Here is a 24,501-nt window from a genome sequence, read left to right as displayed (position 1 = left end):
TAGCGTCAAGCGGCACGACGAAAAAAATTCTGGGGGTGGTTCAGTCGGCCCTTCCAGTGCCCGATCTCCTGACGTCCCGAGCCGCCACCGACCCCGGCCACGAAGCGCTGATCGTCGCCGGTCAGGGCAGCCTGACCCTGGCCGAGTGGGACGAGCGCTCCACCGCCGTCGCCCGCGCGCTCCCCGGCCCGCTCGGGGGCGAACGGGTCGCGCTGGTGTTCGGCGCGCGCGACTGGCTGGACTACGCGGTGAGCTGGATGGCCGTGCTGAAGGCGGGCGGCGTGGCGGTGCCGCTCTCGGACCGGCTCGCCCCGCCCGAGCTGGCGTACATGATCGAGAACTGCGGCGCGACGACGGTGGTGCACGGCCGCGGCACGACGCTCCCCCAGGGCATCCCGTACGAGGACTTATCGCAAAAGTCCGGCACAGAGGTCCTGCCGGAGATCGACCCGCTGTCGCTCGCCCAGATCCTCTACACCTCAGGCACGACCGGCCGCCCCAAGGGCGTCACCGCCACCCACGCGAACCTGACCTCCCCGCCCGTGCACCCCAAGCGCCGCCCGTTCGCGCATTCCCGGCATCTGGTGCACGCCTTCCCCATCGGCACGAACGCCGGCCAGGTGATGCTGCTCCACGCGCTCACCGCCGCCCCCACGGTGGTCACGCTCCCGCTCTTCACCCCGGCCCGCTTCGCCGCCCTGATCGAGGAGCACGCGGCCGGCACGGTCTTCGTCGTCCCCGCGATGGCCGTCGAGCTGCTCGGCGCACGCGTGCAGGACCGCCACGACCTGTCCAGCGTGCTGCTGCTCGGCTCGGCAGCCGCCGCGCTGCCCCCGAAGGTGGCCGCCGAGCTGACCGCGGCGTTCCCGAACGCGACCGTCGCGAACTACTACACCTCCACCGAGGCCGCCCCGGCGCAGACCATCATGATCTACGACGCCGAACGCCCCGGCTCGCTCGGCCGCGCGGCCGGCGGCTCCCGGCTCAGGATCGCCGACGCCGAGGGCAACCCGGTCGAGCCCGGGCAGACCGGCGAGGTGTGGCTGCGGGCCGCCGCACACCCCCGCGCCTACTACGGCTCCGACCGGGACGACGCCTTCCAGGACGGCTGGGTACGCATGGGCGACCTCGGCCACCTCGACGACGAGGGCTACCTGTATCTCGTCGACCGGGAGAGCGACGTGATCAAGTCGGGCGCGTTCAAGGTCTCGACGCTGCAGGTGGAGTCGGCGCTGCACGAGCACCCGGCCGTGGCGGACGCGTCGGTGTTCGGGGTGCCGCACCCGGTGATGGGCATGGCGGTGGCCGCCGCCGTGGTGGCCAGGGAGCCGCTGGCACTCAGCGACGTGCGGGCCTTCCTGAGCCCCCGGCTGGCCGGGCACGAGCTGCCCTCGGTGCTGCTCAACCTGGACGCCCTGCCCAGGAACGCCGCGGGCAAGGTCATCAAGCGGGAACTGCGGCGTATGGCAGAGGAGTGAAGATGGTCCTGGCATCGCAGGCCCAGCACGGCATGTGGATCACCGAGGTGATGCACGACACCGGCACGGCCTACCACATGCCGTTCGCCATGTGGTTCGACGGCCCGCTGGACCGGGGGGCGATGCTGAAGGCGTGCGAGTCGGTGCTCGCCCGCCACCCGGTGCTGGGGTGCGCGTTCGAGGACCGCGACGGCGCGCTGCACCTGGTGCCCGCCGCCGACCGGCCGCCGGTCGAGTTCGTGCGGGCGGCGGACCCGGAGGCGCTGATCCGGGAGGAGATCGCCCGACCGTTCGACCTGGGGAGGGGGCCGCTGGCGCGGTTCACGCTGGCGGAAGTGGCGCCGTCGCGGCATCTGCTGCTGTTCGTGGGGCATCATCTGGTGTTCGACGGCGAGTCGAAGGATGTGCTGGTGCGCGACCTGGCGGCGGCGTACTCGGGCGGGCCGCTGCCGCCGCTGCCCATGCCGTACGGGGCGGCCGCCGCGGTCCCGCCCGAGGCGGAGGCGTACTGGCGCGAGCACTGGCGGGACCTGCCCACGGTGGTGGTCGGCGGCGTGGCCAGGACGGCGCGGACGGCCGGGCGCGGCGAGACGGTCCTGCTCGACCTGACGGCCGAGATGGCCGGGTGGGAGCGGGCCGGGGTCACGCGGTTCGAGCTGTTCCTGACGGCCGTGCACGCCCTCCTGTTCGGGTACGGCAACGCCGAGGCGGCGGTCGTGGTGGCCATGTCCACCAGAGGGCGGGAGACCAGGGACCACATCGGCCTGTTCGCCACCGAGCTGCCCGTCTACTCCGCGCCCACGCCGGGCACCACCCTCGCGGAGCTGGCCCACGTCCTGCGGGCGCAGCTCCGCCGGCTGAACGGCTTCCGCGACGTCCCCGTGGCCAGGGCGGCGGGCGGCATCAGGCCGCGCCCGGCGCTGGCGCCGGTGTCGATCAGCTTCCGGCGGCGCGCGGCCGACGTGGCCTTCCCCGGGCTGGAGCTGGCCGCCGCGTGGAAGATGCCGAACCACATGGTCAGGAACGTGCTCCACCTGCAGGCCGTGGACGGCGACGACGGGCTCCAGCTCACCCTGCACTACAGCCCGGACATCATCGAGCGCGAGCAGGTGGAGCTGGCCGGGGAGCACCTGCGTGCCGTGCTGGCCGCCGACCCCGGCCTAAGGCTCGCCGACCTGCCCCTGCCCGCCGCCGTGCCGGCGCCGGCGCCGCAGGTGGAGGCGCCCGTACCGCATGCGGGGCCGGTGACGCTCGACGGCGAGCTGGTCGAGCAGGTGCGGCAGATCTGGATGGAGGTCCTGCGGATCGACGACATCGCCCCCGACGAGGACCTGTACGACCTCGGCGGCCACTCGCTGACGATCACCCAGATCAGCGCGCGGATCAGGAAACGGCTCGGCGTCGAGGTGCCGTTCGACGTGTTCCTCGACGATCCCACGGTCAGCGGCGTGGCGGCGGCGGTGAGCGAGCTACGCGCATGATCTCCCTCGGCCAGGAGCGGCTCTGGTTCCTGCACCGGCTCGACCCGGCCGACCCCGCCTACCGGGTCGCCGTCGTGCGCCGCATTCGCGGCCCGCTCGACCACGGCGCGCTGACCGGCGCGTTCGCCGACGTCGTGGCGCGGCACGAGTCGCTGCGCACCCGCTTTCCTGGCCACGACGGCCAGCCGGTCGCCGTCGTGGAACCGCCGGGTCCTGTGCCGGTCGAGCGGGTCGACCTCGACACGCCGGAGCAGGCCGAGCGGCTGCTCGAGCAGCGCGCGAACACCCCCTTCGAGCTGGGCTCGGCGCCGCCGCTGCGCGTCACGCTGGTCCGGCTCGCCCCGGATGACCACGTGCTCTGCGTGGTGCTGCACCACATCATCGGCGACGGCTGGTCGCTGAACGTGCTCATGGACGACCTGGCCACGTGCTACGCCGCCCGCAGGGACGGCAGTCCGGCCGAGCTACCCGAGCTGGCGACGAGCTACGCCGAGTACGCCGGCGCGCAGCGGGCCGCGGACGCGGACGTGTCCTACTGGACGGCCAAGCTGGCGGGTGCCACGCCGCTGGAGCTGCCGGTGGACCGGCCGCGCCCGGCCCGGCGGGGCAGCGCGGGCGGGGAGGCGTGGTTCGATCTCGACCCCGCGCTGGTGGGCTCGTTGCGGCGGCTGGCCAGGGCGGAGCGGTGCACGCTGTTCATGGTGCTGCTGGCCGCGTACCAGGCGCTGCTGGCCCGGCACACGGGGCAGGACGACATCGTGGTGGGCTCGCCCACGGCCGGGCGCGACCGGCCCGAGCTGGAGCCGATGGTCGGGCTGTTCGCCTCCACGCTGGTGCTCAGGGGCGACCTGTCGGGCGATCCCACGTTCACCGAACTGCTGCGGCGGACCCGCCGTACCGTGCTGGAGGCGATGGCGCACGGCGAGACGCCGATCGAGCGGGTGCTGTCGGCGCTCGACATCGAGCGCGACCTCAGCCGCACGCCGCTCTTCCAGACCATGTTCGGACTGCACAACGCCGCCGTCGGGTACGGCGAGGCCGCGACGTTCGCGGGGCTGGAGAGCGTGCCGTTCCCGCACGGGGCGCCGCCCGCGATGGTGGACCTGCGGGTGGACCTGTGGCCGGACGGCGAGCGAGATGGCGGGGGCCTGCGCGGGGCGTTCGTCTACAGCGCCGAGCTGTTCGCGCCGGCGACGGCCGAGCGCTTCGCGGCCCGCTACCGCACGCTGCTGGAGTCCGTCGCCCGCCGTCCCGACGCGCGGCTGTCCGAGCTGGAGCTGCCGGCCCCCGGCGAGCGGCGGCTCCTGGACGCCTGGAACGACACTGCCATGGAGGTGCCGTCCGGCACGGTCGTGGACCTGTTCCTGCGGCAGGCGGAGCTGCGGCCGGACGCCGTGGCGGTGGAGTCCGGCCCCGACACGCGTTCCTACGCGGAGGTGGCCGCCCGCGCCCGGCTGGTCGCCGCGGAGCTCCTCGCGCGCGGAGCGGGGCCCGGGTCGGTGGTGGCGGTGTGCCTGCCGCGGTCGGCCGACCTGCCGGGGTCGCTGCTGGGCGTGATGATGGCGGGGGCCGCGTACCTGCCGGTGGATCCGGCTCTGCCGGGCGGGCGCGTCGCGGCCATGCTCGCCCAGGCAGGCGTGCGGGTCGCGCTGGCCGTCCCGTCCGCGCCGCTGCCCGCGCACGTCGAGCGGATCGAGCCGGGCTCCCACGCCATGTGTGACGGGACGGCGGCGACGGCCGGCGCTCCGGCCTACGTGCTCCACACGTCGGGCTCGACCGGCACGCCCAAGGGGGTGGTGGTGCCGCACTCGGCGCTGGTCAACCTGCTGGCCGGGATGGAGCGGCTGCTGGGATCGGGCCCCGAGCACGTGTGGCTGGGGAGCACGGCGCTGTCGTTCGACATCGCCGGGCTGGAGCTGTACCTGCCCCTGGTGACGGGCGGCCGGCTGGTGCTGGCCGACGACGCCACCGTGCGCGACGGGATGGCGCTGGCCCGGCTGATCGGCGCGTCCGGGGTCACCCACGTGCAGGCCACGCCGTCGGGGTGGAGCATGCTGCTGTCCGGCGGGCTGGACCCGTCCGGTCTTGTGGCCCTGGCGGGGGGCGAGGCGCTGCCGCTCGCGCTGGCCAGGAGGCTGCGCAGGCGCGTGGGGCGGCTGCTCAACATGTACGGGCCGACGGAGACCACGATCTGGTCCACGGCCTGGGAGGTGCCAGGCTCGCCCCATGACGTCCGCATCGGGCGGCCGCTCGCGAACACCACGGTCCGGGTGCTCGACCCGCAGGGCTCGCCCACGCCGATCGGCGTCCCCGGTGAGCTGGTCATCGGCGGGGCAGGGCTCGCGCTCGGGTACCTGCGCTCGCCCGGCGAGCCGCTGGACCGGTTCGCGGACGGGTGGTACCGCACGGGCGACCGGGTGCGGTGGCTCGGTGACGGGACGCTGGAGTTCCTGGGGCGGGGCGACGGCCAGGTCAAGGTGCGGGGGCACCGGGTCGAGCTGGGCGAGATCGAGACCACGCTTGAGCGGCATCCGGGGGTGCGCAGGGCCGCCGTGGTGGTGCGGGGCGACGACCTGGTCGCCTACGTGGTCCCCGCCGCCGGCCGGGCGGCCTGCGGCGACCTGCTGGAGCGGGCCGCCGAGTGGCTGCCGCCGTACATGATCCCGGCGGTGGTCGTGCCGCTGGAGGCGCTGCCGCTCACCCCGAACGGCAAGGTGGACCGGCGGGCGCTGCCCGAGCCCGCGCGCCCCGCCGCCGGCCGGGGCGGGGCTCCGGTCACCGCGCGGGAGCGGCAGGTGGCGCGGATCTTCGCCGAGGTGCTCGGGACCGGCGAGCTCGGCGCGGACGACGACTTCTTCGCCCTCGGCGGCCACTCGCTGCTGGCCACCCGGGTCATCGCCCGGCTGGCGGCGGCGGGGACGACGGCGCCGCTGCGGGAGCTGTTCACGCATCCGACGGTGGCCGGGTTCGCCGGCATGCTGGAGGACCTGGCGGGCGAGCAGGGCAGCCCCCTCGTGCCCCGCCCGGCGGGGACGCTGCCGCCGCTCTCCCCCGCCCAGGAACGCCTCTGGTTCCTGCACCGCCTTGATCCCTCCGACGCCTCGTACAACATGTACATCGTGCGCAGGCTCCAGGGCCCGCTGGACGAGGCGGCGCTGGAGCGGGCGCTGACCGGGCTGGTCGCCAGGCACGAGTCGCTGCGGACCCGGTTCCCCGAGGTGGACGGGCGGCCGGTGGCCGTCGTCGAGCGGCCCGCGCCCGTCACTGTCGAGCGGCTGGCCGCACGGGACGAGGCCGAGGCACGCGCCCTGGTCGGCGCCCGCACGAACGCCCCTCTCGACCTGGGGGCCGCGCCGCCGCTGCGGGTCACGCTGGTCCGGCTCGCCCCCGACGACCATGTGCTGTGCGTCGTGCTGCACCACATCGTGGCGGACGGCTGGTCGATCACCGTGTTCCTGGACGACCTGGCGGCCCTGTACGCCTCGGCCGAGCTTGCGCCGCTGGCCGTGCAGCACGGGGACGTCGCCGGCTGGCAGCGGGAGCAGGACCGGAGCGCGGCGCTCGACCACTGGCGGGCACGGCTCGCCGACCCGCCCACACTGGACCTGCACACGGACCGGCCGCACCGCCCGGGGGCGACGCGGGGCGGCTTCCACGTGATGGAGGTGCCGGGCGACCTGCTCGCGGCGCTGGAGAAAGCGGCGCGCGGGCATCGGGTGACGTTGTTCATGGTGCTGCTGGCGGCGTACCAGATCCTGCTGTCCCGGCACACCGGGCAGGACGACGTGCTGGTCGGGTCGCCGGCGGCGGGGCGGGACCGGGTGGAGCTGGAGCCGCTCATCGGCTATCTCAGCACCACGCTGGTGCTGCGCGGCGACCTGTCGGGCGATCCGACTGTGGAGGAGCTGCTGGCCAGGACGCGCGGGACGGTCCTGGAGGCGATGGCTCATCACGACGTGCCGTTCGAGCAGCTGCTGGCGGAGCTGGACGTCGAGCGGGACCTGTCCAGGAAGCCGATGTTCCAGACCCTGTTCACCCTGAACAGCCAGACCGCCGACGGCGAACGCGACCGCCTCGGCCCGGTGCGGATGTCGTTCTTCGACGACGGGTACCGGCAGGCCAAGTTCGACCTGACCGTGGAGGCTTGGCGGTCGCCGGGGCGGCTGCGGGTGGCGTTCGGTTATGACGCGGGGTTGTTCGACGCGGAGACGGTGGCGGAGCTGGCGGAGCGGTTCGTCGTCGTGCTGCGGGGCGTGGCCGACGCGGGGAACCGGCAAGTGCCGCTGTCGCGCCTGCCCGCGCTCACGCCGTCCGACGAGGTGGTGCTCGCGTCGCTGGACGGCCCAGCGGCCCAGGTCTCCGAGCCCGAGTCGGGGACAGTGCTCGAGATGGTCGCCGAGTCCGTGGCGGCGCACCCCGGCGAGGTGGCCGTGAGCTGCGGCGCCGAGAGCGTGACGTATGCCGGGCTGGAGCGGCGGGTGGCGCGGCTGGCTGCGGACCTGGCGGAGCGCGGCGTACGCGGCGGGGACCTGGTCGGGCTGCGGATGGGCCGCTCGATCGACGCGGTGGTGGCCATGCTGGCGATCTGGCGGGCAGGGGCCGCGTACGTGCCGCTGGACCCGGAGTACCCGCAGGAGCGCCTGCGCGCCATGGCCGCGGGAACGTCGTTCACCGTCACGGACGGCCCGCGGGTCGAGCCGGGCGAGCGGGGTGAGGCCGCGCCCGGGCTGGCCTATGTGATCTACACCTCCGGCTCCACCGGCACCCCCAAGGGCGTGGCCGTCGAGCACGCCGGGCTGGCCGGGCGGGTCAGGTGGATGCACACCGCGTACGGACTGCGCCCCGGCGACCGCGTCGTCCAGCTCGCGTCCCTCAGCTTCGACACCCACGCCGAGGAGATCTACCCGGCGCTGGCCGCGGGCGCCACGGTCGAGCTGCTGCCGGGCGGCGGCGCCACCCTGCCCGACCTCCTCGCCCGCCGGCCCGACGTCACGGTGCTCGACCTGCCCACCGCGTACTTCCACCACCTGGTCGACCTGATCGACGAGATCGCCTGGCCGGAACGCCTTCGCCTGGTGATCCTCGGCGGCGAGCAGGTCCGTGCGGAGGCGGTGGCCCGCTGGCGTGACCGCTTCGGTGACCGGGTGCGCCTGGTCAACACGTACGGCCCGACGGAGACGACGATCATCGCCACGGCGGCCGAGCTGTCAGGCGGGGACCCGCACCCTCCGATCGGCCGCCCGATAGCCGCGACCCCGGTCAAGATCCTCGACCGCCACGGCTCCCCCACCCCTCCAGGGGCCGCCGGCGAGCTGTACATCGGTGGCCCCGGCGTGGCCCGCGGGTACCTCGACGCGCCCCACGGCGCAGGCTTCGTCACACTGCCGGACGGCCGCTACTTCCGCACGGGCGACCGGGTGCGGCTGCGGCGCGACGGTCAGCTGGAGTTCCTCGGCCGCCTGGACGAGCAGGTGAAGGTGCGCGGCTTCCGCGTCGAGCCGGGCGAGATCGAGCACTGCCTGCGCACGCACCCCGGCGTCCGCCAGGCGGCCGTGCTCGCCGGGGACGGCGACCTGGTGGCCTACGTCGTCCCGCGCTCCCCCGACGACCCGCCCGCCGACCTCTCGGCCCACGTGGCGCGGGCGTTGCCGCCGTACCTCGTGCCCGCGCACTGGGTGCTGCTCGACGCGCTCCCCCTCACTCGCAACGGCAAGCTCGACAAGGCCGCGCTCCCCGAGCCGGACGGCCCCGTGGGAAGCGACGACACGCCGCCGCGGACCGACGCCGAGGAGCTGGTCGCCGACGTCTGGGCGGAGGTGCTCGGCGCCGGCAAGATCGGCGCGTTCGACGACTTCTTCGCCCTCGGCGGCCACTCGTTGCTGGCCATCAGGGTGGCCGCCAGGTTGCGCGCCCTCGCGGGCGTGGACCTGCCGATCCGTACGTTGTTCGACCGCCGGACCGTCGCCGGCCTGGCGCAGGCCGTCGAGGAGGCGCTGGTGGCCGAGGTGGCGGGGCTGTCCGACGAGCAGGCCAGGAGCCTGCTGGATCCGCGAGCTCCCCAGGGACGAAGTGAGGGCTCATGACCGAGCTTGTCGAGGTCATCAATAAGCACAGCACCTTGGTCATGAGACCGACGAAGGAGGGCTCATGACCGAGCTGAGCGAGGCCCAGCGGGCGCTGCTCACCCAGCGGCTCCGCAGGCGTGACCGGCCGCGCCCGAGCATCCCGGCGCTGCCCGCCGGCCAGCCCCCGCCCCTGTCGTACGCGCAGGAGCGGCTGTGGTTCATGGAGCAGTACGCCCCCGGGAACGCCGCGTACACGATCCCGCTGGTGCGGCGGGTGCGCGGGCCGCTTCAGGCTGACGCGCTCGAGGCGGCGCTCCGCGGGGTGTGCGAGCGGCACCAGCCGCTGCGCACCCGCTTCCCGGAGGGCGCGGACGGGCAGCCGGACGTGCTGGTGTCGGAGGAGGCCGAAGTCCCGCTCACCGTCGAGGAGGCGGGCTCGGCGGAGGCGGCCAGAGAGCTGGTGGGGCCGTTCCTGGCGGAGCCGTTCGACCTGGTGTCGGGGCCGGTCATCAGGGCGTTGCTGGTGAGGCTGGCGCCCGACGACCACGTGCTGGCCCTGGCCGTCCACCACATCGCGGCCGACGGCTGGTCCGCGAACATCCTGCTGCGCGAGATCCTGTCGTTCTGCGCCGGCGGGACGGCCCCGGACCTGCCCGTGACGTACGGGGACTTCGCGGCCTGGCAGCGCGCCCAGCACGGGGGCGCGCCCGGCGGCGACGTGGACTACTGGCGGGAGCGGCTGGCCGGGCTGGAGCCTCTGGAGCTGCCGGCCGACGCGCCGCGGCCGCCGGAGCTGACCTACGCCGGCGCGGCGCACCACTTCTCGGTCGCCCCCGAGCTGGCCGAGCGGCTGGACCGGCTGGGGCGTGAGCACGGCGCGACGCCGTACATGGTGCTGCTGGCGGCCTTTGCGGTGCTGCTCGGGCGGTACTCGGGGCAGCAGGACGTGGCGATCGGCTCGCCGGTGGCCGGGCGGTCGCTGCCCGAACTGGACAACCTGGTCGGGTGCTTCGTCAACATGCTGGCGATGCGGGTGGACCTGTCCGGGGACCCGTCGTTCGCGGAGCTGCTGGGCCGGGTGCGTGACCTGGCCACGGACGCGTACACCCACCAGGAGGTGCCGTTCGAGCGGCTCGTCCAGGAGCTGAACGTGGCGCGGGAGCCGTCCAGGTCGCCGCTGTTCCAGGTCCTGCTGGCCATGCAGAACTACGGCGGCGAGCCGGAGCCCGGGCCGCTGACGCTGGAGGGGTTCGAGCCGGGGGTGTGGGCGACGCGGTTCGACCTGGAGCTCTACACCGGGGGCGGCGGGTCGTTCCAGTTCGTGTACAACACCGCGCTGTTCTCCGGTGAGCGGATCGAGCGCATGGCCGGGCATCTGGCCACGCTGCTGGCGGGGGTGGCGGCCGATCCGGCGGCGCGGGTGTCGGAGCTGGAGCTGCTGACTCCGCAGGAGCGGGAGGAGCGGCGCCGCTGGAACGACACCGCCGTCGATCTCGGCCCGCCCGGGCTGCTGCAGGAACCCGTCATGGCCGCCGCGCCCCCGGAGTCCGTCGCCGTCCGGCATCCCCGCGGCGAGATCACGTACGAGGAGCTGCACCGCCGGGCGCGGGCGCTGGCCGCCGAGCTCAGAGCCGCGGGGGCCGGGCCGGGGCAGCTGGTCGCCGTGGTGATGGAGCGGGGCTGGGAGCAGGTCGTCGCGGTGCTGGCGATCAACCTGGCCGGGGCCGCGTACCTGCCGGTCGACGCCGACCTCCCCGACCGGCGGCGCCTCGAGCTGATCGAGCGCGGCGAATGCGCGATCGCCGTCACCCAGCCCTGGCTGGACCTCGCCTGGCCGTCCGGCGTGACCCGCCTCACGGTCACCGGGGGCGACGCGCAGGCGTCCGGCACGGGCGACGCGCAGGCGTCCGGCTGCCCGGCGGAGCCCGGCGACCTCGCGTACGTGATCTTCACCTCCGGCTCCACCGGCGCCCCCAAGGGCGTCATGATCGAGCACCGGGCCGCGCTGAACACCGTCCGCGACCTCAACCAGCGCTTCCACGTCGGCCCCGCCGACCGCTTCCTCGCCCTGTCGGCCCTCAGCTTCGACCTGTCCGTGTACGACGTCTACGGCGCCCTGGCCGTCGGGGCCACCCTCGTCATGGGCGGCCCGTCGGCCGACAAGGACCCGGCCGCCTGGGCGCGCCTGGTGGCGGAGGAACGCATCACCGTCTGGAACTCCGTACCGGCTCTCATGGAGCTCCTGGTGGACCACGCCGAGCACGAGGGCACCGACCTCGGCTCCCTGCGCCTGGTCCTGCTGTCGGGCGACTGGATCCCGCTCACGCTCCCCGGCCGCATCCGCGCCCTGGCCCCGAACGCCCAGGTCATCAGCCTGGGCGGCGCCACCGAGGGCTCGATCTGGTCCATCTTCCACCCGATCGGCGCGGTGGACCCGTCCTGGACCTCCATCCCGTACGGGCGTCCCCTCGCGAACCAGAGCTTCCACATCCTCGGCCCGGGCATGCGCGACGTCCCGGTGGGCGTGCCCGGCGACCTGTACATCGGCGGCACGGGCGTCGCCACCGGCTACTGGCGCGACCCGGACAGGACCGCTGCCTCCTTCCGCACCCACCCGGAAACGGGCGAGCGCCTCTACCGCACGGGCGACCTCGGCCGGTACGCCGCCGACGGCGTCATCGAGTTCCTCGGCCGGGCCGACGCGCAGGTCAAGATCCGCGGCTACCGGATCGAGCTGGGCGAGATCGAGACGCATCTCGCCCGCCACCCGGACGTGGCCGAGTGTGTGGTCACCACGGACGGGGAGGGCACGCGGGCGCAGCTCGTCGCGTACGTGGTCACGCCCCGGCTCGACCCGGCACGCCTGCGCGCCCACCTGGCCGAGACCCTGCCCGCGTACATGATCCCCGCCCGTTTCGTCGCACTCGACCGGCTGCCCCTCACGGCCAACGGCAAGGTGGACCGCCGCCGCCTCCCGGCCCCCTCTCCGGAGCACGGCGCCCCGGACGGGACTCGCACCCCGCCGCGGACGGAGACCGAGCGCCTGGTGAGCGCCGTCTGGGCGGAGGTGCTGGACGGGGCCGGCTTCGGCATCGACGACGACTTCTTCGACCTCGGCGGGCACTCGCTGCTCGCCATCAAGGTGGTGGCGAGACTGCGCAGGCGGCTCGCGTCGCCGGTCGCGGTGGTGGACCTGTTCAAGCATCCGACGGTGCGCCGGCTGGCCGCGTTCGCCGACGGCGCCGCGGCCACCGGCTCGCGCGGGCTGCTGCACGAGCTGACGCCGCGCCGCACCCGCACCGACCTCACCTACGTGTGCGTGCCGTACGGCGGCGGCTCGGCGGTGGCGTACCAGCCCCTGGCCGACGCGCTGCCGGACACGCACGCGCTGTGGGCGGTGGCCATCCCCGGCCACGACGTGGGGCTGGAGGAGGAGCGGCTGCCGCTGGAGGAGGTGGCCGACCGGTGCGTGCGCGAGATCCTGGAGAAGGTACGGGGCCCGCTCGCGCTGTACGGGCACTGCGGGGTCGGGTCGGCGCTGACGGTCGCGATCGCGCGGCGGCTGGAGGCGGCCGGGCGGCGGCTCGAAGCGGTCTACATCGGGGCGATCTTCCCGTTCGCCCGGCCGGGGAACCGGGCGCTGGCGGCGCTGTCCCGGCTGGCCCGGCGCGAGTACCTGCGCAGCGACCGCAGCTACGCCAACTGGCTGACGTCGATGGGGCTCGACATGAGCGAGCTCGATCCCGGGCAGGCGCGGCACATCATCAGGAACATGCGCGCGGACACGGAGGCCGCCGAGGAGTACTTCACCGGGCTGTTCGAGAGCGCCGTGGCGCCATTGCGGGCGCCGATCATCAGCGTGGCGGGCGAGCGTGACCCGGCGACCGACTACTTCGAGGAGCGCTACCGGGAGTGGCACTTCCTGAGCCCGACGGCCGCGGTGGTGGAGCTGGACGAGGCCGGGCACTTCTTCCTGAAGTACCGGGCGCGGGAGCTGGCCGAGATCGTGACCCGCGCCCACGTCGCCCTGGACTCGGGCGAGACCGTGTCGGGCCCGAGCTGGCGGCTGCGCGAGGTCTCCCACGCCGACCGGCCGGCCCCCTCGCCGGGGCCGAAGCCCAGCATGCGGCGGTTCATGGCCGTGGCCGGAGGCCAGCTGGTCTCGATCATGGGGTCGGCGCTGACCGAATTCGCCATCCCCATCTGGATCTATCTGACCACGGGCTCACTCGCCCAGTTCGCCCTGCTCGCCGTCCTCGGCCTGGTCCCCGGCATGGTGGTCGCCCCGCTGGCGGGCGCCGTCGTGGACCGGAGCGACCGCCGTACCGTCATGCTCTGCGCGGACTTCGCCGCGCTCGGCACGCAGCTCCTGCTCGGCGTGCTGCTGTGGACGGGCGACCTGCGGACCTGGCAGCTCTACCCGCTGCTCGCGCTGCTGTCCGTGGCGCTCACGTTCCAGCGGCTGGCCTACACCTCCGCGGTGCCGCAGCTCGTCCCGAAGCGGCACCTCGGGCACGCGAACGGCATCGTCCAGATGGCCGGGGGGATGACGCAGCTCATCGTGCCGCTGGCGGCCGCCGGGCTGATGGCCGTCGTCGGGCTGGAGGGCATCCTGGTCCTGGACGTGGCCAGTTACGTGTTCGCGATCGCCGTGACGTGGCTGGTGCGCTTCCCCGCGGCCATGGCGTGGCGGCGCAAGGAGCCGGTCATGACGGAGCTGGTCGCCGGGTTCCGGTACTCGTGGGGGCAGCTCGGGTTCCGCCGGATGCTGCTGTTCTTCGCGGTCCTGAACGTGTTCCTGTCGCCGCTCTTCCTGATGATCTCGCCGCTCGTGCTGTCGTTCGCCGGGCTGCCGGACGTGGGGCGGATCTCGTTCCTGTCCGGGCTGGGCGTGCTGATCGGCGGCCTGGCGATGACGGTGTGGGGCGGGCCCGGGCGCGGGCGGATGCGGGCGGTGCTCTGGTGCACGCTCGCCCTGGCCGCGTTCTGCCTGGTGACCGGGTTGCGGGCGGATCTGGTGACGATCGGGCTCGGGGCGTTCGGGATGTCGCTGTGGGTGACGCTGCTCAACGGGATCTACGCCACGATCGTGCAGGTGAAGGTGCCGCAGCGCTTCCACGGGCGGGTGTTCGCGCTGAACACGCTGATCGCCTGGTCGACGTTGCCGCTGGGGTTCGGGCTCGTGGCGCCGTACGGGGCGGCGGTGCTCGACCCGCTGCTCGCCCCCGGCGGGCCGCTCGCCGCCACCGTGGGCACGCTGATCGGGACCGGGGAGGGGCGCGGCGTGGGGCTGATGTACGTCCTCTTCGCGCTCGCCATGGCGGTGCTGGCCGTCGTCGCGCTGCGCTCGCGGCTGCCGTCGCTGGTGGACGGCGGCGCCGACGCCGAACCCGACGACCTGGTCGGCCTACAGGCTCTCGAACGAGACCGCCTCTAGGACCTCCTTCAGCGCCTGGAGGAACAGGACGGCGTCCCTGCCGTTGACCAGCCGGTGGTCGTAGGCGAGACCGACCACCGCCACCATGCGCTCGCCCTCCCGCTGCGGCGAGGTGAGCGCGACGGCGCACGCCTGGCCGGGGAAGACGATGGGGACGGCCATGACGATGTCGGGGTCGTGGTGCAGGGTGACGACGATGTTCCCGCCGTCGAGCTGCTCCTGACGGAAGCCGCCGTGCTGTGCCTGCCTGCGGAACCCGGCCAGCTCCCCCGCGATCTCCTCGACGCTCTTGCGGTGCGCGTCCCTGATGACCGGCACGTACAGGCCGGTGCCGAGGTCGATCGTGACCCCCACGTGCGGGCTGCCGGGGACGGCGGCCGTGCTCTCGTCCCGGAGGGCGGCGAAGCACAGCGGGAAGTCCTCGTGCAGGCGGGCGACAGCGGCGACGAGGAGGTCGGGGAGGCCGACGAGCTTGCGCAGGCGTCTGGTGAGGTCGCGGGCGGCGGCCGCGGCCCGGCCCACGTCGACCTTGATGGCGGCGTAGGCGGCGGGGATCGTCTGGTGTGACAGGCTCACCGTCCTGCCCACGGCCCGCTGGTTGCCGCTCAACGTGCGCAGGCTCGCACCCGGTGGCGAAGCGGCGGCCAGGCGCTCGACGTCGGCTCGCCGTACCACCTTCACGGGGAGCGCGCGCACGCGTGCGGGATCGATGCCCAGCTCGTCGATGAGCGCCTGCGCGGGCGCCGTGATCAACGGCACCCCGGAGGGCGGTGCCGGGTCCGGTGCGGGCGGGCTCGCGACCGCGTCGTGGGCGGCGGCGACGCGGGCGATCGGCTGGCCAGGGGCGCACTCGGCGCCGGCCGGGAGGAGGTGGACCAGGATGCCGTCGTGCCCGCCGACCAGCTCCTCCACCGTCTTGGAGGTCTCCACCGACGCCACGACCTCGTCACCGCGCACGGGCGCGCCGTCCGCCACCAGCCATTCGAGCAGCACGTACGCCTCGTCGTTGGTGTTCAGCTTCGGCACCCGGATCTCAACCATCGAGCCCCTCCAGTACGGCGCGGCGGATCGTGGCGTCCTGCACCAGCACGTCGCGCTCCAGGTGGGCGGCCGTGGGGATCACGCTGTCAGCCGAGTTGACCAGCTTGACCGGGCGCGAGAGCCGTCCCCAGAGCCGGGTGTGCAGGCCGGCGGCCACATGGCCGCCCCAGGTGCCGCCCGCGCTGCCGTCCTCGGCCACGCACACCAGCGGCGCCCGCCCGAGGACGGGCAGCAGCGCCGACGGGTCGAAGGGGTACAGCCGCGAGGGGACCATCAGCACACCGGCCAGGTCGTGATCCAGCAGCAGGGACCGCATGGCGGCCAGCGCCCGGTGCGCGACCCCGCCCGGGACGATCAGCACGTAGTCGAGATCGCCCAGGGGGATGTCCAGGGGGTCGGAGCCGCCCGAGTCGAGGCGGACCACAGCCACATCGCCGGCGAGGTCCCACCGGAACGGCTCGTCCACCTCGTACATGCGCCGCGTGTACAGCACCTTGTCCTCGAACAGCAGGCACGGCTCCCCCAGCGCCAGCATGCGATCGAGCACGGCCCGGTTGTCGTGGAAGGGCGACATCTCGAACAGCGACAGCCCGGGGATCCCGATGAAGTGCTTCTGCGGGCTCTGGCTGTGGGTCGGCCCGTAGCCGCGGTGGCCGCCGGACGGACAGCGGATCACCAGCGGCAGCGGCACCCGGGTCCCGTACATGGTGACGGACTTGCTGGCGAAGTTGAGTATCTGGTCGAAGGCGAGTGCCGCGAAGTCGGCGAACATGATCTCGACGACCGCCTTGCCGCCCGCCAGCGCCAGGCCGGAGGCCGCGCCGACGACGGCGCCCTCGCTGAGCGGGGTGGTGAGCACGCGGTCGGGGAACCGGGTGGACAGCCCTTTGGTGATCTTGAATGCGCCGCCGTAGGGGTCGAGGAGGTCCTCGCCGAGGACGTACACGGAGGGGTCGTCCTCCAGGAGGCCGTGCAGGGCGCGGTTGAGGTTCTCGCCGGCCCTCACGCGAGGGTCCAGACTGCCGGCGGGCGGGCGGCGACCTCGGCGGCGATCCGGTCGACCCGGGTACGGGCCGCCGCCTCGATCCTGGCGGACTGTACGGGGTGCGCGGCCTGGTAGGCGGCATACCAGTCGGCACGCGGGAAGTCCGGCGGGCGGGTGTCGTCGCCCTTGCTGTGGGGGCCGAGGCGGTGGGTGGCGAACTCCACCACCAGCGGCAGCGACTCCTCCCTGATCCGCTCGATCAGGGGAGCCAGCCGCGGGCGAATAACCGAAATATCGGATATATCCAGCCGCTCGTGCTCGACTCCGAACGCCCGCGCCCGCCCCTCCACCGTGCCCGCCATCTGCAGAGCGGTCGGCGTGGACTGGGCGATGCCGTTGTGCTCGACCACCACCAGCAGCGGGAGCCGCCAGAGCTGCGCGAGGTTGAGCGCCTCGTACACGGCGCCCTCGCCCCAGGTGCCGTCGCCGATGTAGACGCAGGCCAGCGCGCCCGGCTCGTGCCGCTTCAGCCGTAACGCGACCCCGGCCGCCACGGACAGGCTCTGCCCCTGCACGCCGGTGGACAGGTAGCGCTCGCGCTTCAGGTGCTGGCTGCCGCCCACGCCGTCGCAGATGGCCCCCTTCCTGCCCATGATCTCGGCCAGCAGCCCTTCCGGGTCCTCGAACCTGGCCAGGTAGTGGCCGTGGCCCCGGTGGTTGCTGAACACCCAGTCGCTCTCGCGCAGCAGCGTTCGGAGGGCGACGGGGACGTACTCCTGGCCGAGGCAGGTGTGGGTGGTGCCGTTGAGCTCGCCCCGCTCGAAGAGCGCGAGCAGCTTCAGCTCGAAGAATCGGATCAGCAACAACAGCGCCAGGTCGTCGTCAGACAGTCTGTCCATTGGCCTCTCGAGCACCAGGAAAACCTCCAGAAAGGCTAACAACAGCCGCATTCGGCGTCCAGCCTCCGGCGTGGGACGAGCGCACGACGCCGGACCCTGGCGTCGTGCGCTCGTGGCCTCGGGGGCCTGGGACCGGCCGTCAGGCGGCGGCCTTGGCGGTCAGCGCCACGGCGGACTGGCGCGTGACGCCGCTCACCGTCACGGCCACCGTCACCTGGCCCGCCCGCAGCGCCGTCAGCGTCCCCGCCGAGGGGTCGAGGACGGCCACGTGCCACGGTTTGGCCGTCTGGCGGGAGCCGATGTGCAGGTTCGACGAGCCGGACCACGCCGCCGAGACCGGGTAGGCCGCGGGAACCGTACGGGTCCCCTGCTTGACCACGGCCGTCACCGTGCCACGCGTCCCGACCGCGACCGTGGCGGGGGCGGTGAGCACGAGGTCGTCCACGTGCGGCCGGACCTGCGTGCCGATCCAGTCCGGCGCGTCCGCGAACCAGTTGCGCCGCACGTGCTCCGCCTCCGAAGGCGTGACAGGATCCACGCCCCACAGCGACCACCCGGTGAAGCCGCCGTCGTCGGGCGAGGTGGCCGGGTTCTTGCCGGAGTTTCCGTTGATGAAGTACGGCACCGCGTCCACGTGCGAGGCGTGGAACGTCCCCACATGCGCCCCGATGTACGCGGCGCCCTTGCCGGTGGTGCGCTGGAAGTCGGCCAGCCAGCCCTCCACCAGCGCCGCCTCCTTGCGGTCGCCGAGCTGGCTGCCCTTGCCGGGCGTCGGGTCGCGCGGCGGGACGTGGAACAGCACCGTGACCGACCCCACCGAGGGGTCCGTGGCGGCCTTGTCCAGCTGGGTGCGGAGCATGGCCACCTGGTCGTAGCCGCCGCCCCGCAGGTTCAGGCGGGAGGTGTCCAGGGTGATGAAGCGGGTCCCCTTGTGGTCGAAGGTGCCGTACGTGTCACCGAAGATCGCCTTGAAGTTGTCGATCTTCCCGCCCATGACCTCGTGGTTGCCGGGAACGTAGTGGTATTCCAGCGTTCCGCCCAGCTCCTCGTCGAGGATCTTCTTGGCCAGCGCGAAGTCCTCGGGCGACGCCTCGTCCACCAGGTCGCCGTTGATCAGCAGGAAGTCGGGCTTGGCCGCCTTGATCTCGCGCAGCGTGCGGCGCGCGTTCTTGACGATGTCGCTGTCCGGCTGCCTGGCCACGAACTGCGCGTCCGACATGACGGCGAACCGCCACGGCATCTTCGCCACGTCCGCCTTGACCACCGGATCGGCGCTCCGGGGCGCGGCAGGCGCGGAGACCGACGGGGGCACCTTGGCGACCAGGCCGTCGATGAGGATCTCGTTGGTGTACCTCGCGTCCGCCTTGGTCTCGGCCACGTAGAAGCGGCGCAGCTTGAGCGGGTAGTTCACGCCGGGCGGCACGGCGAACTCGACGTACTTCCACCCGGTCCACGTCATGTACGGCCCGCGCAGGATCTGCGACTGGCCGAGCGCGTCGTAGAACTCCAGGCTCGGCCACTCGCCCTTGCCCGTGGAGTTGATCCAGAGCCCGAACGCCTGCGGCTGCCCGTCGACCACGATCTGCTGCGGCGGGCTGGCGTACGCGGCCCGGGTCGCGGTCGAGGTGCTGAAGTCGTACGACAGCTTGAGTCCGCCGCCGCTCTGCCCTGGTGCGGCCGACAGCGAGCCGGTGGCGCGGGCGGCGGCGAACGTCCACTTGGCCGCGTCCTCGAAGTCGGCGACCGGCTGCTCCTCGAACCCGACCGTCACCGGCACGGCGGTGCTGATCCTGCCGACCTTGGCGGTGATCAGGCCGGACCCCTTGGCCTGCTTGGCCTTGACGGAGAAGTAGCCCTGCTCGGCCGCGGTCACCTCGAACAGGTTCTTGTCGTAGTCGAGCGTGAGGTCGGAGGGCTCGATGGGCGCGGAGTTGCCGTTGCGGTCGTACCCGACCACGCCGAACGTGGCCACCCCGTCCGCGCCCGCCAGCCCGAGCCGGTCGGCGGTGACGCCGAGCCGCTCGAGCGGCTGCAGCACGGTCAGGCCGATGGTGCCCTTGGCGGCGCCACGGGAGGCGGTGACGGTGGTCTGGCCGGGCACCAGCGCGTGGAACCTCCCGTCGCGGATGACGCCGTGCACCGCCGGGTTGGCCCGCCACGACGGCGTGCCGGCGGCGGGGCCGTACGTCTCGTCGTATCCGGCGGCGGTGAGCCGCCTGCTGAGGCCGGGGAAGACACGGTCGGGGCGGCCACCGGCGACAGGACCGACGCCGGGCGCCTTGGTGGGGTCGCTCGCGGTCTCCAGCCAGAAGCCCTTGAGCTTGCCGCTGCCCTCGGGCGCGTAGAGCGCGAGGCCGTTGGGGACGTGCCGCTCGCCGCCGTCGGAGGGGCTGTTCTCCACCTGGACGTCGGCGGCGCCGGGCTCGCGGGCCAGCATGGTGGAGGAGCCGCCGCCGTCGAGGTTGAGCGCGTTGGCGGCGCCGAGGTCGGCCATCATGGCGGCCAGCTCGTTCAGCGTGACGCCGCGGCTGTCGGCCTGGCGGCCGTCCACGGTCAGCAGGTACATCTTCCTGCCGTCGGCCGAGAACCCGACGGCGGTACGGGGGTGCGCGGCCGGGTCGGTGGAGTTCTGCACGACGCCGTCCTTGACCAGCACCCAGTTGCCGCCGACGGCCGCCTTGACCTGGCTGCCGTCCGACGGCTTCGGCTGGTACCGCACATCGACGCGGTCGCCTGCCTTCAGCGCGGACAGCGCGGTGGCGCCGGCGTCGCGGCCCAGCAGGATCGTGGTCCCGGCGGGGATCGGGCCGGTACCCGCGGACGTGCGTACCTCGGAGACCACGCCGTCCACCAGGACGACCTCGGCGACGGACGTCGCGCCCTCGACGGCGCGGGCCCGAGTGTAGGAGCCCCACAGGGGCGTGAACAGCCCGACGCCGCCACTCTGCACGATCTGGTTGAACTGGGTGAGCTTGATCGGCGATCCGCCGGCCGGCGTGGCGGTGCCCTCGAAGTACATCTTGAGCACGCGCCCGACGCCGTCGCCGGTGACCGCGACCGCGTTCTCGTGGCCGGCGACGGGCGACTGCACCAGCGAGCCGTTCTGCACGCCGATGCCCTGGGCGGCGCCGGAGCGGTTGATGTCGAAGAAGTCGCCGTTGACGGCCGCGACGGCGTGCGCGCGCTTGGCCGGCCCGGACAGCGGCTCGGTCCTGGTGACCTCGCCGGAGAACACGTAGTCGGCCTTGGCGCCGCCGAGGTCGGCGGTGACCGCGTCCGCGCGCAGCCAGCCGAGCGCGTCATAGGTGTCGAACGAGGTCAGCGTGATGCCCGGCGCCACCGGCCGGGTCCTCTTGGCCGTCTCCAGCCTCTGCCCGGCGTCTTGGGCGAGCAGCGTGGACGGCGGCGGATAGGACGACGCCCTGAGCGCGTCCTCTGCGGGGGGTGCGGGATCGGCCTGCGCGGGGGCGGCGGTCAGGGCCAGGGGGCCTAACGCGAGGGCCGCGGCGGCCAGGATTCTGAGGGACTGCACGACCGAACTCAATCGCTCGTGGATATAACTTTCAAGACTTAAGAGTGAACTAAAAGAAAATTTCAGATCTTGCCCGCCCGTACGCCCTGCTAAGAGCATGGACCCGTGGACCGAGAGGCGCTCTACCGCGACCCGTATCCCGTCTACGCCAGGGCCCGCTCGGCCCCGGGGCTGACGTTCGTCGAGGAGCTGGACGCCTGGCTGGTGGCCCGGCACGCCGACGTGCGCGAGGTGCTGGGGCGCCCTGACGACTTCTCCTCCAAGGGCGCGCTGCGGCCGGACGTGATCCCGGGCCCGGCGGCGTTCGCCGAGCTGGCGGCCGTGCCCGGCAACGCCCCCGTGGTGCTGAGCACCGACGGCGAGGCGCACGTCCGTTATCGCCGGCCGCTCACCCGCGGCCTGTCCCCCGCCAAGGTGACGGCGGCGCTGCCGTTCATCCGGGCCACGGCGGGCGAGCTGGTCGCGTCGTTCGCGCGCCCTGGAAGTGGGGCCGGCACCGTGGAGTGGATGTCCGGGTACGCCCGGCCGCTCCCGGCCGCCGTGATCGGGCACCTGCTCGGCCTCGACCCGGCCGACGTGCCCGGCGCGATCCAGGCCGGCAACAGGGCGGCGGACCTGCTGTTCACGCCGATGCCGGAGGAGCGGCAGGTCGCCGCGGCGCGCGAGGTGGCGGCGCTGCGGCGGATGCTGGACGCGCACGCCGCCAGGTCGAGGGCCGAGGACAGCCTGACCGGCGAGCTGTCGCGCGGCCTCGCCCCCGGTCCCGGCGAGCCGACGCCGGAGCAGCGCGACGAGATCGTGGCCAACACGCAGAACGTCATGCTGGCCGGCCACCTCACCACGACCGCGCTGCTCGGCACCGTCGTGCACCGCCTGCTGCGCGAGCGCCGCCAGTGGGAGCTGCTGTGCGGGCGGCCGGAGCTGGCGGGCGCGGCGATCGAGGAGGCGGCCAGGTTCGAGGCGCCGGTGCAGGGCTTCCGCCGCACGGTGACCAGGCCCCTGGAGCTGGCGGGGACCGCGCTGGACGCGGGCGACACGGTGTTCGTGTCGTTCGGCTCGGCGGGGCGGGACGAGGCGGTGTTCGAGCGGCCGGACGAGTTCGACATCGCCAGGGAGCCGGTGCGGCACCTTTCGTTCGGCCACGGCGTGCACGGCTGCCCGGGCGCGCTGCTGGCCCGCGAGCAGCTCAGGATCACCCTGGAGCTGCTCGTACGCGAGCTGCCCGGTCTGCACCTCGCCCGCGAGGACGTCGCCATGGCGGCCACGCTCATCCACCGGGCCCCCGAGGAGCTCTTCCTCGCCTGGTGACCGGACACCGGCGGGCCGGGCGGTCAGACGGCCGGCCTCTTGACGATCAATCGGGCCAGCGCCTCGTCGTACGGCGGGTCGAGCCAGTAGTCGGAGTGCCAGCGCGCCTCGGGCAGCGGCTCGCCCGGGCCGGGCTGGATCGGGTCCCAGCAGAACAGGTCCACCCCGTTCGGATGGCCGGAGGACTGGGCCAGGGGGTCGACGCGCCCGAAGACGGGCCCGCCGATGGGGTCGCTCAGCCGGTAGAGGTTGTACCAGGGAACGGCGTCCCGGACGGCCGACAGCGCGGCGGTGCCGAAGTAGGCGGGGAAGAAGGCGGCGTACAGGCGGCGCAGCGGCGACCCGTGGGTGAGCATCCCGACCCGGGCCCGCAGCTCGGGCTTGAGCTGCAGCACCAGCGCGGCGGTGATGACGCTCCCCTGGCTGTGCCCGGACAGGACCACCTGGTCCCGCGAGTTGCCGGCGAGCCTGTCCACGCGGGCGATCAGCTCGGGGATGACGCGCTCGGTGTAGCAGGGCGGGGAGAGCGGGTGGATCGCGCGTGGCCAGAACGTGGAGATGTCCCAGACGATGCCGATCGTCCGGCGCAACCCGGAGTCGCTGTACGTGCGGCGCCCGAGCAGCACCAGGCCCACGATGACCGCCGTCATGGCCCAGCTCCCGAGCGTGGCCAGCAGCCCCGCGAGGCCGCCCTCCGGGGTGAACAGCCGGAACTGGTAGATCACGGTCACCGCGGCGAACCCGGCCACGCCGATGCCGGTGAGCACGGCCAGCACGAGCCCGGCCCGGTCGGTCAGCGAGGCGAGCGCCCACTTGGCGGCCACCTCGTCGTCGTAGCGCTCGCCGTAATGGCGGGTCAGCTCCGGCGTGAGCCGGCCGGCGACGGCCCCGCGGATCGCGTACAGGATGACCGCCAGGGCGGCGAACCCGGCGGCCAGCAGCGGCACCAGCGCGGCCGTCCACCACACCGGGTCGTCGAGGAAGAGCTGCCGGTCGAGCGGCTCGGGAGAGGCGGAGGTGCCCGGGACGCCGAAGAACGTGGCGGTCCAGAAGAGCACGCCGAGCGCCAGCACGTTCGCGCTGCCCGCGGCCACCATCAGCACGAACCACGCGGCGATCCCGCCCATCGCCCGGGACTCCCCGGACGCCCGGTCCATCCGGGCCAGCACGCACATGGTGACCAGCATGAACAGGCCGAGCCCGACCGTGAGCGCGAACTGGAACGCCCCCACGCCCACGCCGGGAAGCTGCCGCCCGACGGCACTCGGTGACATCCCCGCCAGCGCCGCCCCGATCGTGGCCAGGCACACCAGCGGCGCGACCACCCGCAGCGCCTGACACGCGAACGTGAGCCACCCGGGAATCCGCTCGTCCGAGCCCGGGTCCACCCGCCGGGCGATCCACGGCAGCAGCACCAGCAGCGCGGCGGCGACCTGCACGCCCGCGTTGGCCACGGTCAGGACGAAGCCCACCCGGGTGCCCGCGAACGGCGCGGACACGGCCAGCCCGATCGACGCGATCGCGAAGCACACGTGCACGACCCGCAGCCGCCACACCGGCGCGCCGCCGTGCCACAACCGCGGCTGGGCCAGCAGCACGCCGTCACCGGCGCCCTCATCGGCGGTCGTGCCGGGCGGCAGGACCGTGCGCTCGTCGCGCTCCCAGGTACGCCGCGCGATCCACCACAGGAGCACGACGACCGCCAGCGGCACCAGGGCGGTGACGGCCAGCCGCTTCGACGGCTCGTTCCCCCACAGCGCGCCCAGCCAGTGCACCCACACGGGCGCGGTGTCGTACGTGCAGGCCCGGCCCGCGGCGGTGCACTGCCAGCCCACGAGATCGACGCTGGCCCGGGTGACGGCACCCACGAGCGTCCCGGTCAGCAGCAGGGCGAACAGCCGCTGGGCCGCCTCGGTCACGTGCCGCAGCCACCTGCCGCGCGGCGGTCTGGGGAGCATGAAGTACGACAGGTTCGCCAGCGAGAACGGCAGCAGGAGCAGCCACAGCGCGATCGTCCTGCCGCCCGAGGTGAGGCCGCCCCACGCGTACGCCTCGCGGTGGCGGGTGCCGGGCACGTCCACGTGCTCCCCGTGCGGCCTGCCGTCCACCGACCAGCGCCGGTAGAACCCGGTGGTGCCGTCGCCCGCGACGATCCGGGGATGGGGATGGTTCAGCATGCCCTCGGGGGGCGTGCCGGAGACGCCGTGCACGCGTAGCTCGGTCACACCTTCGCAGGTCTCGTCGAGGAAACCGTCCATGCCGCCATGGTCCCGCC

General features: G+C 73.7%; 10 protein-coding genes. 5 read left to right on the top strand and 5 right to left on the bottom strand.

All coding sequences use genetic code 11. The features are described from left to right. The first annotated feature begins 56 nt into the window (after nucleotides 1-56). From ACIBVN_RS28090 to ACIBVN_RS28075, 4 genes are all read left to right on the top strand, one after another. Nucleotides 57-1,478: a class I adenylate-forming enzyme family protein gene (locus tag ACIBVN_RS28090; RefSeq protein WP_397141277.1), complete on the top strand. Its 1,422-nt coding sequence runs from the start codon at nucleotides 57-59 to the stop codon at nucleotides 1,476-1,478. 2 nt (nucleotides 1,479-1,480) lie between these two features. Continuing rightward, nucleotides 1,481-2,959 carry a condensation domain-containing protein gene (locus tag ACIBVN_RS28085; protein WP_397141276.1) on the top strand — a complete coding sequence of 493 codons (1,479 nt, stop codon included), beginning with the start codon at nucleotides 1,481-1,483 and terminating at the stop codon, nucleotides 2,957-2,959. Then, nucleotides 2,956-9,042, top strand: coding sequence for an amino acid adenylation domain-containing protein (locus ACIBVN_RS28080; protein WP_397141275.1), 6,087 nt, complete (start codon nucleotides 2,956-2,958; stop codon nucleotides 9,040-9,042). The genes ACIBVN_RS28085 and ACIBVN_RS28080 overlap by 4 nt, the downstream gene beginning before the upstream one ends. A gap of 64 nt (nucleotides 9,043-9,106) precedes the next feature. After that, nucleotides 9,107-14,461, top strand: coding sequence for an amino acid adenylation domain-containing protein (locus ACIBVN_RS28075; protein WP_397141274.1), 5,355 nt, complete (start codon nucleotides 9,107-9,109; stop codon nucleotides 14,459-14,461). On the opposite strand, the gene ACIBVN_RS28070 is transcribed toward ACIBVN_RS28075, so the two are convergent. The 4 genes from ACIBVN_RS28070 to ACIBVN_RS28055 all read right to left on the bottom strand — a co-directional run bounded on the left by ACIBVN_RS28070 (nucleotide 14,432) and on the right by ACIBVN_RS28055 (nucleotide 20,918). After that, on the bottom strand, nucleotides 14,432-15,502 hold the full coding sequence (locus tag ACIBVN_RS28070; RefSeq protein WP_397141273.1) for a 2-oxo acid dehydrogenase subunit E2: 1,071 nt from the start codon (nucleotides 15,500-15,502) through the stop codon (nucleotides 14,432-14,434). The two genes, ACIBVN_RS28075 and ACIBVN_RS28070, sit on opposite strands and share 30 nt — an antisense overlap. After that, nucleotides 15,495-16,508 (bottom strand): alpha-ketoacid dehydrogenase subunit beta, encoded by a 1,014-nt coding sequence (locus tag ACIBVN_RS28065; RefSeq protein ID WP_397141271.1) that lies wholly within the window; start codon nucleotides 16,506-16,508, stop codon nucleotides 15,495-15,497. Before ACIBVN_RS28065 ends, ACIBVN_RS28070 begins: the two co-directional genes overlap by 8 nt. Next, complete coding sequence (locus ACIBVN_RS28060) at nucleotides 16,505-17,386, bottom strand: thiamine pyrophosphate-dependent dehydrogenase E1 component subunit alpha (RefSeq protein WP_397141269.1); 882 nt, start codon at nucleotides 17,384-17,386, stop codon at nucleotides 16,505-16,507. The genes ACIBVN_RS28065 and ACIBVN_RS28060 overlap by 4 nt, the downstream gene beginning before the upstream one ends. 139 nt (nucleotides 17,387-17,525) lie before the next feature. After that, complete coding sequence (locus tag ACIBVN_RS28055; protein ID WP_397141267.1) at nucleotides 17,526-20,918, bottom strand: phosphodiester glycosidase family protein; 3,393 nt, start codon at nucleotides 20,916-20,918, stop codon at nucleotides 17,526-17,528. 105 nt (nucleotides 20,919-21,023) lie between these two features. Between ACIBVN_RS28055 and ACIBVN_RS28050 the strand changes: the two genes are divergently transcribed. Then, nucleotides 21,024-22,226: a cytochrome P450 gene (locus ACIBVN_RS28050; RefSeq protein WP_397141265.1), complete on the top strand. Its 1,203-nt coding sequence runs from the start codon at nucleotides 21,024-21,026 to the stop codon at nucleotides 22,224-22,226. 23 nt (nucleotides 22,227-22,249) lie between these two features. Here the strand turns inward: ACIBVN_RS28050 and ACIBVN_RS28045 are convergent, their stop codons facing one another. Continuing rightward, complete coding sequence (locus ACIBVN_RS28045) at nucleotides 22,250-24,484, bottom strand: hypothetical protein (protein WP_397141263.1); 2,235 nt, start codon at nucleotides 24,482-24,484, stop codon at nucleotides 22,250-22,252. Nucleotides 24,485-24,501: the final 17 nt, after the last annotated feature.

It is taken from the genome of Nonomuraea sp. NPDC049400, from assembly GCF_044466425.1.
Classification (GTDB): domain Bacteria; phylum Actinomycetota; class Actinomycetes; order Streptosporangiales; family Streptosporangiaceae; genus Nonomuraea.
Note: the sequence above shows the minus strand (reverse complement) of the source record. Positions and strands in the feature narration are given on the sequence as shown.